The organism is Prevotella sp. E13-27 (genome assembly GCF_023217965.1).
Classification (GTDB): Bacteria; Bacteroidota; Bacteroidia; order Bacteroidales; family Bacteroidaceae; genus Prevotella.
Genome location: NZ_JALPSC010000002.1, coordinates 1,608,257 through 1,620,872 on the forward strand (window position 1 = coordinate 1,608,257; position 12,616 = coordinate 1,620,872).

Annotated in this window: 14 protein-coding genes; 4 read left to right on the plus strand and 10 right to left on the minus strand. The window is 47.8% G+C overall.

Annotation, left to right across the window (positions count from 1 at the left end):
* Window positions 1-28: 28 nt before the first annotated feature.
* Window positions 29-1,066, minus strand: coding sequence for an aspartate--ammonia ligase (gene asnA, locus M1L52_RS15850; RefSeq protein WP_248615988.1), 1,038 nt, complete (start codon window positions 1,064-1,066; stop codon window positions 29-31).
* A 103-nt stretch (window positions 1,067-1,169) separates the two neighbouring features.
* Here asnA and nth point away from each other — a divergent pair, with 103 nt between their 5' ends.
* Window positions 1,170-1,829 carry an endonuclease III gene (gene nth, locus M1L52_RS15855; RefSeq protein WP_248615989.1) on the plus strand — a complete coding sequence of 220 codons (660 nt, stop codon included), beginning with the start codon at window positions 1,170-1,172 and terminating at the stop codon, window positions 1,827-1,829.
* Here the strand turns inward: nth and M1L52_RS15860 are convergent.
* Window positions 1,793-2,680 (minus strand): glucosaminidase domain-containing protein, encoded by an 888-nt coding sequence (locus tag M1L52_RS15860; protein WP_248615990.1) that lies wholly within the window; start codon window positions 2,678-2,680, stop codon window positions 1,793-1,795. The two genes, nth and M1L52_RS15860, sit on opposite strands and share 37 nt — an antisense overlap.
* Window positions 2,681-2,758: 78 nt before the next feature.
* Here M1L52_RS15860 and M1L52_RS15865 point away from each other — a divergent pair, with 78 nt between their 5' ends.
* Complete coding sequence (locus tag M1L52_RS15865) at window positions 2,759-3,232, plus strand: cytidine deaminase (RefSeq protein ID WP_248615991.1); 474 nt, start codon at window positions 2,759-2,761, stop codon at window positions 3,230-3,232.
* A 66-nt stretch (window positions 3,233-3,298) separates the two neighbouring features.
* On the opposite strand, the gene M1L52_RS15870 is transcribed toward M1L52_RS15865, so the two are convergent.
* The 7 genes from M1L52_RS15870 to tsaD form a co-directional block, all read right to left on the minus strand.
* Window positions 3,299-4,645 carry a right-handed parallel beta-helix repeat-containing protein gene (locus tag M1L52_RS15870; protein ID WP_248615992.1) on the minus strand — a complete coding sequence of 449 codons (1,347 nt, stop codon included), beginning with the start codon at window positions 4,643-4,645 and terminating at the stop codon, window positions 3,299-3,301.
* 79 nt (window positions 4,646-4,724) lie between these two features.
* A complete protein-coding gene (locus M1L52_RS15875) occupies window positions 4,725-5,285 on the minus strand; it encodes an NADH peroxidase (protein WP_248615993.1) in 561 nt (186 codons plus the stop codon).
* A gap of 208 nt (window positions 5,286-5,493) precedes the next feature.
* The gene (locus M1L52_RS15880; protein ID WP_237807601.1) at window positions 5,494-5,652 is read right to left on the minus strand and encodes a DUF4295 domain-containing protein; all 159 of its coding nucleotides are present in this window, start codon (window positions 5,650-5,652) and stop codon (window positions 5,494-5,496) included.
* A 15-nt stretch (window positions 5,653-5,667) separates the two neighbouring features.
* Complete coding sequence (gene rpmG, locus M1L52_RS15885; RefSeq protein ID WP_248615994.1) at window positions 5,668-5,859, minus strand: 50S ribosomal protein L33; 192 nt, start codon at window positions 5,857-5,859, stop codon at window positions 5,668-5,670.
* Between the two features lie 22 nt (window positions 5,860-5,881).
* Window positions 5,882-6,157 carry a 50S ribosomal protein L28 gene (gene rpmB, locus M1L52_RS15890; RefSeq protein WP_248615995.1) on the minus strand — a complete coding sequence of 92 codons (276 nt, stop codon included), beginning with the start codon at window positions 6,155-6,157 and terminating at the stop codon, window positions 5,882-5,884.
* Window positions 6,158-6,535: 378 nt separating this feature from the next.
* Complete coding sequence (locus M1L52_RS15895; protein ID WP_248615996.1) at window positions 6,536-7,054, minus strand: CinA family protein; 519 nt, start codon at window positions 7,052-7,054, stop codon at window positions 6,536-6,538.
* A 31-nt stretch (window positions 7,055-7,085) separates the two neighbouring features.
* Window positions 7,086-8,180 carry a tRNA (adenosine(37)-N6)-threonylcarbamoyltransferase complex transferase subunit TsaD gene (gene tsaD / locus M1L52_RS15900; RefSeq protein ID WP_248615997.1) on the minus strand — a complete coding sequence of 365 codons (1,095 nt, stop codon included), beginning with the start codon at window positions 8,178-8,180 and terminating at the stop codon, window positions 7,086-7,088.
* A gap of 610 nt (window positions 8,181-8,790) precedes the next feature.
* On the opposite strand from tsaD, the gene M1L52_RS15905 reads away from it, so the two are divergent.
* Window positions 8,791-10,530, plus strand: coding sequence for a carbohydrate-binding domain-containing protein (locus M1L52_RS15905; RefSeq protein ID WP_248615998.1), 1,740 nt, complete (start codon window positions 8,791-8,793; stop codon window positions 10,528-10,530).
* An 85-nt stretch (window positions 10,531-10,615) separates the two neighbouring features.
* Here the strand turns inward: M1L52_RS15905 and M1L52_RS15910 are convergent, their stop codons facing one another.
* Window positions 10,616-11,284, minus strand: a complete 669-nt coding sequence (locus M1L52_RS15910; RefSeq protein WP_248615999.1) for a four helix bundle suffix domain-containing protein — start codon at window positions 11,282-11,284, stop codon at window positions 10,616-10,618.
* A 107-nt stretch (window positions 11,285-11,391) separates the two neighbouring features.
* Here M1L52_RS15910 and M1L52_RS15915 point away from each other — a divergent pair, with 107 nt between their 5' ends.
* Complete coding sequence (locus M1L52_RS15915) at window positions 11,392-12,612, plus strand: HD domain-containing protein (RefSeq protein WP_248616000.1); 1,221 nt, start codon at window positions 11,392-11,394, stop codon at window positions 12,610-12,612.
* Window positions 12,613-12,616: the final 4 nt, after the last annotated feature.

The window sequence follows — 12,616 nt, forward strand, 5'->3', positions numbered from 1 at the left end:
GAATTCATTAGGGCACAAAACAAATATATCAGATGAGGGGCATGCCAAGCTCAAGACACTTCTGGCGCATGTCTTCAGGCCAGATAGAAGCCTGGATCTCACCTATATGAGCTTTCTGGAGCATTACCATGCAGAGACGGCTCTGTCCGATACCGCCACCGATAGAGAGAGGCAGCTTGTCGCTCATGAGCTGACGATGGAAATACAGGTCGAGACGCTGCTCCTGGTTCTCTATCTTCAACTGGCGCAGCAACGCCTCCTTGTCAACACGGATACCCATGGAAGACAACTCGAACGAGCGACCAAGCACAGGATACCAGATGAGTATATCGCCATTAAGACCTGCGCGTCCGTCCTCAGCTATCGTTGACCAGTCATCATAGTCAGGAGCACGTCCATCGTGCTTTTCGCCATTGGCAAGCTTTCCACCGATGCCGATGAGGAACACTGCTCCGTACTTTTTGCATATTGCATCCTCACGCTCCTTTGGAGTCATGTCAGGATACATAGCGAGCAGTTCCTCAGAGTGTATGAAGTGAATCTTCTCAGGCAGGAAAGGCTTAATCTGCGAATAAGTCTCACAAACGAGATACTCCGTGCGGCGTATGGCAGCATAGATGCGCTCCACGATATTCTTCAGGAACGCTATGGTGCGGTCTTCCTTGGTGATGACAGCCTCCCAGTCCCATTGGTCAACATATAGGGAGTGCAGATTGTCCAGCTCCTCGTCGGCACGTATAGCATTCATGTCGGTGTATATTCCGTAGCCAGGCTCCACTCCGTTCTCTGCAAGCGACAGGCGCTTCCATTTTGCCAAAGAATGAACAACTTCGGCACGTGCATCGCCAAGATCTTTTATTGGGAATGTTACTGCACGCTCCACACCATTGAGGTCATCGTTAATACCGAGTCCCTTCAACACGAAAAGAGGAGCTGTGACACGACGCAGACGCAATTCCGTGGAAAGATTCTGCTGGAAGAAATCCTTGATCAGCTTGATGCCCTGCTCAGTCTGCTTGGCATCAAGAAGCTGCTTGTAGTCTATGGGTTTGATTAATGTACTCATCCCTATAAATTGATGTAAAAACAATTATTTTATAATAATACCGTGCAAAAGTAACAAAAAAGAAGAAATATACAAAAAAAATATTGTAATTTTGCGTTTAACTATGACACGTAAAGAACTATACTCACAAGTTTTGAGCTTTTTTGCAGAAAAGATGCCAGAAGCTGACACCGAACTGGAGTTTGCCGACACCTTTCAGCTGGTAGTGGCAGTAGTACTAAGTGCGCAGTGTACAGACAAGCGCGTAAACATGGTGACGCCTGCGCTGTTCCGTCGTTTTCCGAATGCGAGAGCCATGGCTGAAAGCAGCGCTGACGAGATCTACGAATATGTGAAGAGCGTCTCCTACCCTAACAGTAAGGCAAGCCATCTTTTTGAGATGTCAAAGCTCTTGGTGGAGCGCCATAACGGCGAGGTGCCTTCGACTATGGACGAGCTGCTGGCTCTGCCTGGCATAGGACGCAAAACTGCCAATGTGGTGCAAGCCGTTGCCTTTGGCCGCTCAACATTGGCAGTTGATACTCATGTCTTTCGTGTCAGTCATCGCTTAGGCCTTGTCAGCAAGTCGGCCAACACCCCATTTAAGGTTGAAACGGAACTGACCAAGCACATCCCCGACGAGATTATTCCCCGTGCCCACCACTGGCTGCTGCTTCATGGGCGCTATGTCTGCACAGCGAGGAATCCCAAGTGTGACGATTGCGGATTGTGCAATCTCTGCAAGGACTATCTCACTCGCAAGCCATCGCCCACACGAATCTGATAGGTAGGTGGCAGGTTATTCATCTTGTAGAGATATTTCACTCTGATGCCATACTTCTGGGCTATGTAGTACATTGACTCGCCAGCGCTGACATAGTGCAGGCGATTCTTGTATTCGCGAGGTGCCTTGCGCGCCTTCTTGCGAAGCCATACCACCTCGCCCTCTTCAAGCACATCGTTCTTGTCACGCTCGTTATACTTGGCAAGCTTCCTGTAAGAAACTCCTAACTCCTTACCAAGTGACTTATATGTGTCACCACGACGGGCTATGACATAATAGTTCTTGTTAAACGACTTTACAGGATGGGATATACTGAATCCAAAGCCATTCTTGCTCTTAGAACCTCCTGCACGGTCATACTGGTCAAGTTCATAAAGCTCAATGAGCTCAATGAGCTTCTTCGGATACTGCGGATTAGTGGCATAGCCACACGCCTTGAGGCCATGAGCCCATCCCTTGTAGTCAGTCGTCTTCAAGCTGAACAGACGACTGTATCGCTGACTCTGTGCAAGGAACTTCGAATGGTCCTCGTAGGAATCAAATGCCGACTTATACACTCTGAAGCATTCGTTCTTACGGTCATCGTCCTTATACATCGTGCGTCCTGTCCATCCGTGGCACTTTATTCCGAAATGGTTATTACCCTTGCGTGCCAACTCACTATTGCCAGCGCCTGACTCAAACAGTCCCTGGGCAAGAGTTATCGATGCAGGTATCTTCCATCGGCGCATCTCCTCGATGGCTACATCCTTGTACTGGTTAACGTAATTCTGATATTGCTGGTTCCATTTCATTTGCGCATTAATGCACAAAGGGATGGAAAACAACAGTAAAAATAGTAGTTTTTTCATTCTGATAGTAAATTCTTTTGCAAAAGTAATTGTTTTCAGAGAGTTTTTACTATTTTTGCAAAGGAAATTATCAATAACATGAAAGAAATAACACTTGAATCTAAAATTCGCGTCTGTCAAAAGGACGAGCTCCCTGACGACGAACGTAACCTTGTTGAGCTTGCGATAGAGGCCACTGCCAACTCCTATGCTCCCCATTCCCACTTTCATGTAGGTGCAGCATTGCTTCTTGCCAATGGTAAGATTGTCAAAGGCTGCAATCAGGAGAATGCTGTTTTACCGGCAGGAGTGTGTGCTGAACGTTCCGCCATTTTCTCTGCTGGTGCACAATATCCTGATCAGGCTGTAACGAAACTTGCCATAGCTGCCCGTGCTGGCGACGGAAAGCTGACTGAGCTGCCTGTAAGCCCATGCGGAATATGCCGTCAGGTGATGGTAGAGACTGAGACGCGCTTCCAACAACCCATGCGCATACTTCTCTATGGTGAAACGGGAGTCTATGTCATTGACGGAATAAAAGAGCTCATGCCACTGGCATTCACAGAGTTCTAACTTCTTACCTCTAACCTCTTACCTCTAACCTCTTACCTCTCACCTCTAACCTCTAACCTCTAACCTCTAATAACAACCAAGTCCCTTGGCTGGCGACTCCTCCTTCAAGTGAAAATCGTAGATGAAGTTGGTCTCGTCAACGAGTACGAAGTGTTTCTTTCCAGATATTTCGTCGGAAGGTTTCTCCCAAAGTATCTGTTTATAGTGTACGGTATCGTTTTCAACTTGCGGCGTGCGCAACAGGGTGTTTATGAAGAGATAGTTAAACGCCGCATCCTCTGACTCCTGCTTACCCAGAATCTCGTCATTGGCATAGCCTGTGAGTATGGAGTTTGTCATCTGGAACTGCTCCAGCGGGTAAGGAGCGTTATTAAACTTGTTGTATATCTGCAGGGCCACATTACGCTGAGCCGAGAACGGATAGAACTGTGCGATGGTACAGCTATCCATGATGACTGCTCCGCCATATACCAACACACAGCTGCCAAGCATGTTTGACAGCTGACATTTCTTTATGCCGGCATAGGTGTTATACAATTCGAGTCCATTGCCCTTACAGTTATGTACAATAGAGTTTTCCATGTAAAGGCGCTGGTTCTGTGATGAGAGCTTTGCCGAGTCACATATCACGCCATACATTGCGCTGCGCAACTCAGTGTTCTTCAGCTCATTGCCTTCAGACGAACCATAGAGATGTATTCCCTCCCACTGACCACTTACACGGTCGTAAGGCAGATAGGCAAACATGTGGTCAAGACGATCACCACGCATCAGCACAGAGTCGGTCTTCAACGTTCCATAGACATTTATCCCTGCCTTGTCATGAAAATAAAGTTGAGTATTCAGAATCTTCAGTGTGACACCTTCGCCAACAGTTATTCCGCCATAGACTACAATAGGCTTAGAAGACTGTATCGTAGAGTCGTTAGTGACCTTCAAGTCCTTTACTGACAAGGCATCCCACGCATAGCCGCGAAGATTGACGCTCTGCTCCACCCCACTCTCAAGGGCAAACACAATATCGTCAGTGATAAGCTGAACCAAAGACCGCAGGTTCTCAGGTGCTGTCAACTCTACAAACACGCGAAGGCTGTCACCCTTGCGCAACTCCAGATCGCTGACCGATGAGCCTCTGGCGTTGTCGAGAAATGTGCCATCGACATTCACCCTATAGCCCGTCTGATTGCCCTTGCGCAGGAACGCCTGACTGATACGTACACCATCTGAGTTGTTGTTATAGACCCAGAAAGAATATGTTGCCGAGCCTACGGAAGAGAACACGGTGTCCAGCTTTATGGTGTCGCTGGAGAACGTCAGACGTGCGTTCCGGCTCGTGGTGAACGACTCATCGTCCTGACACGACAAGCACAGCAGCGTTATAGTGAATAGAAAGAATAAAATCCGTTTCATCATATACGATAAAACGGATTTTATGTCGATTTATTGTCTTAACGTCCCAGAATGAAACACGCCTGGAACTAAAGACCTTAGCTTACTTGCCGAAATAGCGCTTCAGCAGGCCAGCGAAGCCTGCGCCATGACGAGCCTCGTCCTTTGCCATCTCGTGAACGGTATCGTGGATAGCGTCGAAGCCAGCAGCCTTAGCATTCTTTGCAATGCGGAACTTATCCTCACATGCGCCAGCCTCAGCAGCAGCACGCTTCTCAAGGTTGGTCTTTGTGTCAGCCCATACGCACTCACCAAGGAGCTCTGCGAAACGGCTTGCATGGTCAGCCTCTTCGAAAGCATAGCGCTTGAAAGCCTCAGCAATCTCAGGATAGCCCTCACGGTCAGCCTGACGAGCCATAGCCAGATACTGGCCTACCTCGCTGCACTCACCGTTAAAGTGTGCACGCAGATCGTTAATCATCTCTTCTGATACACCCTCGAGCTTACCATCACCAATCTTATGAACGGTAGCATAAGTCATGTCGGCATCGTCCTTAAGCTCAGAGAACTTAGAAGCTGGAGCCTTACAGATTGGACACTTCTCGGGAGGATTCTCGCCTTCGTAGATATAACCACACACGGCGCAAATGAACTTTTTCTTCATAGTAACATTAGTATTTGTTTAATAAAAAAAATTTTGAATAGATTGTTTTGCAAATATAGGCATAAAAAAATAATTCCACAAATATTTTTGCAGAATTATTTTTCATAAGGCCGTTTTTAATCAAAAAATAATCAATTATAAACAACGACAAAGGGCATGCTCTCAAAAAGCACACCCCTTGTTATAGTGAACTATAAATAAGTCAATATTAGTTCTTGAAGAAGTCCTTAACATCCTCGTTAGGAACCATCTGCTCATCGAAGATGTAAGCGCCAGTCTTTGGGCTGCGAACCATCTTGATGACCTTTGAATAAGCGCGACCATCCTTCGAACCTTCGTGGAGGGTTGCAACGGTTTTCTTTGCCATGCGTAGTTACCTTTCTTACTTAATCTCCTTGTGAAGAGTCATCTTCTTCAGGATAGGGTTATACTTCATCAGCTCCATGCGCTCAGGCGTGTTCTTACGATTCTTTGTCGTAACATAACGACTTGTACCGCCAAGGCCGCTGTTCTTCATCTCTGTGCACTCCAGAACAACCTGGACGCGATTACCTTTTGCTTTCTTGCTTGCCATGGTTATCTTTCCTCCTCATATATTAATTACCCCATGCGAACACCTTCTTGTCGAGGTCGTTCCATGTGAGGTAACCCTTGTCTACTGCCTGACGAATGGCAGCATCAAGACCTATTTTATTAATTAAACGCAGACCAGCTGCACTGATCTTAAGGCTAATCCAGCAGTTCTGCTCTACCCAGAAGAACTTCTTGCTGAACAGGTTGACGTCAAAGCTGCGCTTTGTGCGGTGCTTTGAGTGAGACACGTTGTTACCTATCTGTGCCTTCTTGCCTGTGATTTGACAAACTTTAGACATTGCTATCTACTTTCTTTTTAAGTCTTTAAATACTTACTTACTCCAAACAGGGTGCAAAGGTACAATAAAATATTGAAGTTTGAATATGAGAGATTAAATATTCTCCCATTTCTTAATATTATTTAACCAAACATCATCTTTTTATGTCTTTGGATTCCTGTTTGTCTCTATTTTTTACACCACTATAAAAGCATGTTTTCATTTTTTTGCACAGAGCGCACGGAGTTTCCGTAGTTCTTCTTCGACCACGAATTATACAAATTGAACGAATTAATTTCTCCGTGATTCTGAATCTAAGATGAATTTATATTCCATTCCGCATGGATAAATTCGTTTTATTTGTAAAATTCGTGGTCGTTTAATATATCCGAAGTCGAATTATTCTGCCGATGTCTCTGCCTCTTCCGCATCTTCCTGCTTCAGGAAATCGCGGAACAGTTGTATTGCCACGTTCGTAGCTATGGCAAGGTTTATGTCACGTCCGTGGTCTTCCTCCACCTTACGTGTTGTCACCTTGTCCTTTGTGCCGCAAGCCAGCCAGATGGTGCCCACGGGAATCTCTTTTGTGCCACCGCCAGGACCGGCGAAGCCTGTTGCAGCAATGGCATAGTCAGTATCCAGTGTCGCGCATGCACCTTTCACCATTTCCACGGCAACCTCCTCACACACGGCAGTCTTCTCTTCGAGCAAGTCGTGAGACACGCCGAGCAATCGCTCTTTCACCTCATTAACATAGCAGATGATGCCGCCCTTGAAATATTTTGAAGCGCCAGGCACAGCTATCACGGCCTCAGCTATACGTCCACCTGTGCAACTCTCTGCTGTTGCCAGCGTCTTCTCTTTCTCCCAAAGCAGTTCGCTTATCTCCCTGCTAATAATCTTACTTTCAAAATCCATGTATTTCTTTGACTTTTTACTGTTTCACTTTTTATTTAAATGTCACTTTCGAGAAAGCAGGAGCATCTATTGAGCAGAACTCCTTGTCCATATACTTATAATAGCCCACTATACCTATCATCGCTGCATTGTCGGTGGTATAGCTGAACTTTGGTATATATACCGTCCATCCGAAGCGCTTTGCATAGTCGTGGAACGCGTTACGCAGTCCGTTGTTTGCACTCACTCCGCCAGCCACAGCCACATGCTTTATGCCAGTGTCCTTCACAGCCAGCTTCAGCTTCTTCATCAGTATGTCAACGATGGTCCACTCCAGCGATGCTGCCAGGTCCTCCTTGTGATGCTCCACGAAGTCGGGATCATCCTCCACCCATTTCTTCAGGTTGTAGAGGAACGATGTCTTCAGTCCCGAGAAGCTATAGTCATAGCCAGGTATATGAGGCTCGGCAAACTGGTATGCCTTCGGGTTGCCCTGTCGTGCCAGTCGGTCGATGATTGGTCCGCCTGGGTAGCCCAGTCCCATCACCTTCGAGCACTTGTCTATTGCCTCTCCTGCAGCATCGTCTATGGTCTGTCCCAGCACCTCCATGTCGTTATACGCGCGTACCAATACTATCTGTGAGTTACCACCCGACACCAAAAGACAGATGAATGGGAAGGGAGGGTGAACCTCTCCCGACCTCCCCAAAGGGGAGGAGTTCCCTTCGGCACCCTTTTGCGCCAGTCCCTCCCCTCCTTCGGAGGGGCTGGGGGAGGTAATAAAGTGTGCCATCACATGTCCCTGCAGATGGTTCACATCTATCATCGGTATGCCGAGCGAGCGTGCGAAGCCCTTCGCGAAGTTCACTCCCACGAGCAGCGAGCCCATCAGTCCCGGTCCGCGTGTGAATGCCACTGCCGACAGCTGTTCCTTCGTTATCCCTGCCCGCTTGATAGCCTCGCTCACAACGGGCACCACGTTCTGTTGGTGAGCCCTTGATGCCAGCTCAGGCACCACGCCGCCGTATGCCTCATGCACAGCCTGTGATGCTGTCACGTTCGACAGCAGCACGCCGTTTTTCAGCACGGCTGCCGACGTATCGTCGCAGCTCGACTCTATACCTAATATATATATGTCTTTCTCCATTTTCTCCTTTTTGGGTGCAAAGGTACGATTAAGCGAGGAAAAATGCAAATTTATTTGCAATTTTCCGAGCGAAAGTACCCTTAAGTTATTCACTTATTCACTTATTCACTTTGGACATTTAGGTTTTTCAAAAACCGAAAAGGGTGGAAGGGATGAGAAACGGGAATGAAAAACATGGTGGAGAAAAAATATTGAAATAATAATTTATATTATATATATTAATAATATATATAATATAAAATTTTCGTTTCAAGAAAAGCTCAATACACAGATGTCCAAAGTGAATAAGTGAATAAGTGAATAACCTGCCCCATTCATACGGAAATTGTTTACTTTTTTTGTGCAAGAAAAAAATTTCGCTATATATTCGTAAACCGCAATGACAACGTCGTACCTTTGCGATGTGTTTGAGATGCATCGCGATGACACATAAGAGCGTTTAGAAAGAACGCAAGCAGTAATCAGTAAGAACGCCACAAGCGATTAGGTTTGAACCTTTTCACAGATTGAAACGGGCGGTTTGCTGAAATAATTTGCGGTGAACGAGAGCAATGCATACCTTTGTGAGTGAAAAAAAACAAACATGCGAAACTTAAACAAACTGACAATTATGAAGCAATTGATAATTTCGACGATGCTCATAGCATCGGTCATCACAGTGATGACATGCTGCTCTGTTGAAGATCCTTACGAGGCATGGAGCGGCGCATACGGATGGGACAACGGCGGTGGCAACGGAAGCTCAGAGACGACAGGTGAACTGTCTACATTTGACATCGCTATAGACCAGACAACGGCGGAGCCTACAGAGGTGGCAAGCGAGTACTTCCCCGACGAGGAGGACGCACTGGAGAACAACGAGTTCACCACTGAGGTGAGCATAGACCTGTCGAACCCAGAGACGAAGACAGAGAACGGCGTGGAGGTGACGGTGAACGGTGGTCACGTGACAGCCAACCACGGTACGGAGAAGAAGATATGCTATGTGGTGAGCGGAACGACCACCGATGGCTCGCTTACGGTGATAGGCGAAAAGAAATATGCCGTGAAGCTCAACGGAGCAAGCATAACCAACCCCGACTCGGCTGCGCTGAACCTGCTGAGCAGCAAGAGGGCATACATAATCCTCGCTGATGGCACCACGAACACGCTGAGCGACGGAACAGGGGGCTCACAGAAGGGCGCACTCTACTGCAAGGGTAAACTGCTGTTTAACGGAAACGGCTCACTAAGCGTGACTGGTAACACTAACAACGGCATACACTCGGCCGACTACATAGTGTTCCGCAAGGGCAATAACATATATGTGAAATCGACTGCCAACAACGGCATCAAGGCGAACGACGGCGTGTTCATCAATGGCGGAATACTGAACGTAGAGGTGCAGGCAGCTGCTGCCAAGGGCATAAGCAGCGAGAGCCACGTCATAGTGAATGGCGGACGCACGACGGTGCTTACTACCGGCAACGGCATGTATGACTCAGACGACAAGGAGGCAAAGGGTGCAGCAGGCATAAAGACCGACTCTACGTTCACCATCAACGCTGGCGAACTGAGGCTGAAAAGCACAGGCAGCGGTGGCAAGGGCATCAACGCCGACGGCACGGCCACCTTCAACGGCGGAAGCGTGATGATCGTAACGACAGGAGGGAAGTACAGTGGTTCGGGCGACACCTCGTCGCCAAAGGGCATCAGGGCCGATGGCAACATCATCATCAATGGCGGAAGAATATTGGTGCGCACCAGTGGCAACGGTGGCGAGGGCATAGAGACCAAGGGCACGATGACCATCACTGGCGGAGAAGTGGCCAGCTATGCCTACGACGATGCCATCAACTCGAAGAGCGACATGACTATCAGCGGTGGCTATGTATATGCGCAGGGACAGCACAACGACGGACTCGACGCCAACGGCAACTGCTACATCAATGGCGGACTCATCTATGCCATCTGTTCTGGCTCGCCTGAGGTGGCCATCGATGCCAACACGGAGGGTGGCAAGAAGCTCTACGTCACAGGCGGCACCATCGTCGCCATAGGCGGACTGGAGGGTGGCAGCAGCCTCACGCAGTCGTGCTATCAGGCCTCCTCATGGTCTTCTGACACATGGTATGCGCTCACCGTAGGCAGCAGCACCTTCGCCTTCAAGACGCCATCAAGCGGTGGTTCAGGTCTTGTAGTCAGTGGTGCCTCTCAGCCCACACTCCTGTCGGGTGTCAACGTTTCAGGCGGCACATCCGTTTTCGCAGGTCTCGGCGTCTTTGGCGCCACAACGAGCGACGGCTCTTCAGTAAGTCTCTCGTCATACTCCGGCAACAGCAACGGCCCAGGCGGTGGGTTCAGGAGATAGGGAGATTAGGAAATCCTAGGTTTTTCTAGGAAATCCTAGGTTTTTCTAGGAAATCCTAGGTTTTTCTAGGAAATCCTAGGAATACCTAGGACAGCCTAGGATTTCCTATGGTTTCTAGGAGTCCTTCAAGTTCTTTTATTCTTGCTTTCAGCTGCAAGTTTTCTGCTTCTAAAGCACGAAGACGCGAATCAACTTCCTGACGATATCCCGTACGGGCAGCATGCATACGCTCCTTGATACCACCCTCAGTAACAAAACGATGTTCCAGTTTCTCTAAATAAGCACACATCATCTTGTCAGTCTGATGACAGAGAGTAAGCAACAGATTAGCCATCTCCTCATCATTCATTTTAGCTACCAGTGGTTCATAGTCACTAAAGTCATTGTGAGAATGACAAAAATCACGGAGTCGTTGCTGTCGTTTATTATCAGCAGACCATATAGCAAGATGGTGAGTATTAAGGTAATCCTGATAATCAGAACGTAGCTCTTGAAGACTACCTCGTGCCACATTTAGAAGTTTTATCTCCATCTCCGAACTGGTCTGGCCATCTTCACTTCCCTCAACAATATTTTGTTTACCGCTACGTGCAGCCTGTACCATTTGATCTACTGTACGATCACCATAAGCAGGTAGGAACCGATGGCAGAAGTCTACTGTCAGCTGATAGATAGCATCACTCTTACGGTAGAAATACAGTTCTTTCCAAACGACGGATTTCTTTAACACTTTACCTTTAGTATCGTATTCCATATTGCAAAAGTACGAATAAGTGAACATAACTCAAAATAAAACACAACTTTTGTTATGTTCTTCTCTCATTTTTTCGTATCTTTGCACCTCAAAACGAAGATGAAGTAATGAACGACACAAAGATAATCAACGACCCTGTATTCGGATTCATAAAAATACCGCGAGGACTGCTATATGACATTGTGCGCCACCCACTGATGCAACGACTGAACCGCATAAACCAGTTGGGACTGGCATCGGTGGTTTATCCAGGAGCACGACACACCCGTTTTCAGCACTCGTTGGGAGCGTTCTACCTGATGAGCGAAGCAATAATAAGCCTGCAGCAGAAGGGGAACTTCATCTTCGACAGTGAAGCTGAAGCCGTGGAAGCAGCCATACTGATGCACGACATAGGCCACGGTCCGTTCTCACACGTGCTGGAAAACACACTCATCTCGGGCATATCGCACGAAGACATTTCGCTGCTGATGATGGAACAGATAAACCGCGACCTGGGCGGACAGCTGAACCTGGCTATATCGATATTCAAGGACGAGTATCCGAAACGATTCCTGCATCAGCTCATCAGCTCGCAGTTAGACATGGACCGATTGGACTACCTGCGTCGAGACTCGTTCTTCACAGGAGTGACGGAAGGCAACATTGGCAGCGCACGCATAATAAAGATGCTCAACGTGGTGGACGACCGGCTGGTTGTGGAACAGAAAGGTATATACTCGCTGGAGAACTACCTCACCACCCGACGACTGATGTACTGGCAGGTGTATCTGCACAAGACTGCAGTGGGCTACGAGAAGGTGCTGGTGAACATGCTCACTAGGGCGAAGCACCTGACACGACAGGGACACAAGGTGTTCGCCTCGCCTGCCCTCGCCTACTTCCTGGAAAACGATGTGGACAGAGAGTGGTTCTCTACCCACGACGAGGCGCTGCTCATGTATGAGGAGCTTGACGACAGCGACCTGTGGAGCGCCATGAAGGCATGGAAGCACAGCGACGACAAGATTCTGGCCACGCTGGCCACCGATATGCTGGACCGAATAATATTCAAAGTAGAGGTGCACGACGAGCCTGTGAGCGAAGAGCGCATAGACGAACTACAGGCACAGATAGCCGAGAAAGCGGGTATAGAGAAAGTCGACGCCCACTATCTCATGAGCCTGAACACGATACAGAAAGACATGTACTCGATAGACGACGACTCGATAGACATACTCTACAAAGACGGTACGATAAAGGACATCTCAGAGGCATCGGAGATACTCAATGTGGCACTGCTCTCAAAAAAAATAAGAAAATATTACCTTTGTTATCAAAGATTTTAAATAA

Coding starts and splice junctions, on each gene's coding strand:
- nth (WP_248615989.1), top strand. CDS start 1,170: ATGACACGTAAAGAACTATACTCACAAGTTTTGAGCTTTTTTGCAGAA.
- rpmG (WP_248615994.1), bottom strand. CDS start 5,859: ATGGCAAGCAAGAAAGCAAAAGGTAATCGCGTCCAGGTTGTTCTGGAG.
- M1L52_RS15880 (WP_237807601.1), bottom strand. CDS start 5,652: ATGGCAAAGAAAACCGTTGCAACCCTCCACGAAGGTTCGAAGGATGGT.
- M1L52_RS15875 (WP_248615993.1), bottom strand. CDS start 5,285: ATGAAGAAAAAGTTCATTTGCGCCGTGTGTGGTTATATCTACGAAGGC.
- M1L52_RS15910 (WP_248615999.1), bottom strand. CDS start 11,284: ATGGAATACGATACTAAAGGTAAAGTGTTAAAGAAATCCGTCGTTTGG.
- tsaD (WP_248615997.1), bottom strand. CDS start 8,180: ATGGAGAAAGACATATATATATTAGGTATAGAGTCGAGCTGCGACGAT.
- M1L52_RS15905 (WP_248615998.1), top strand. CDS start 8,791: ATGAAGCAATTGATAATTTCGACGATGCTCATAGCATCGGTCATCACA.
- asnA (WP_248615988.1), bottom strand. CDS start 1,066: ATGAGTACATTAATCAAACCCATAGACTACAAGCAGCTTCTTGATGCC.
- M1L52_RS15870 (WP_248615992.1), bottom strand. CDS start 4,645: ATGATGAAACGGATTTTATTCTTTCTATTCACTATAACGCTGCTGTGC.
- M1L52_RS15860 (WP_248615990.1), bottom strand. CDS start 2,680: ATGAAAAAACTACTATTTTTACTGTTGTTTTCCATCCCTTTGTGCATT.
- M1L52_RS15895 (WP_248615996.1), bottom strand. CDS start 7,054: ATGGATTTTGAAAGTAAGATTATTAGCAGGGAGATAAGCGAACTGCTT.
- rpmB (WP_248615995.1), bottom strand. CDS start 6,157: ATGTCTAAAGTTTGTCAAATCACAGGCAAGAAGGCACAGATAGGTAAC.
- M1L52_RS15915 (WP_248616000.1), top strand. CDS start 11,392: ATGAACGACACAAAGATAATCAACGACCCTGTATTCGGATTCATAAAA.
- M1L52_RS15865 (WP_248615991.1), top strand. CDS start 2,759: ATGAAAGAAATAACACTTGAATCTAAAATTCGCGTCTGTCAAAAGGAC.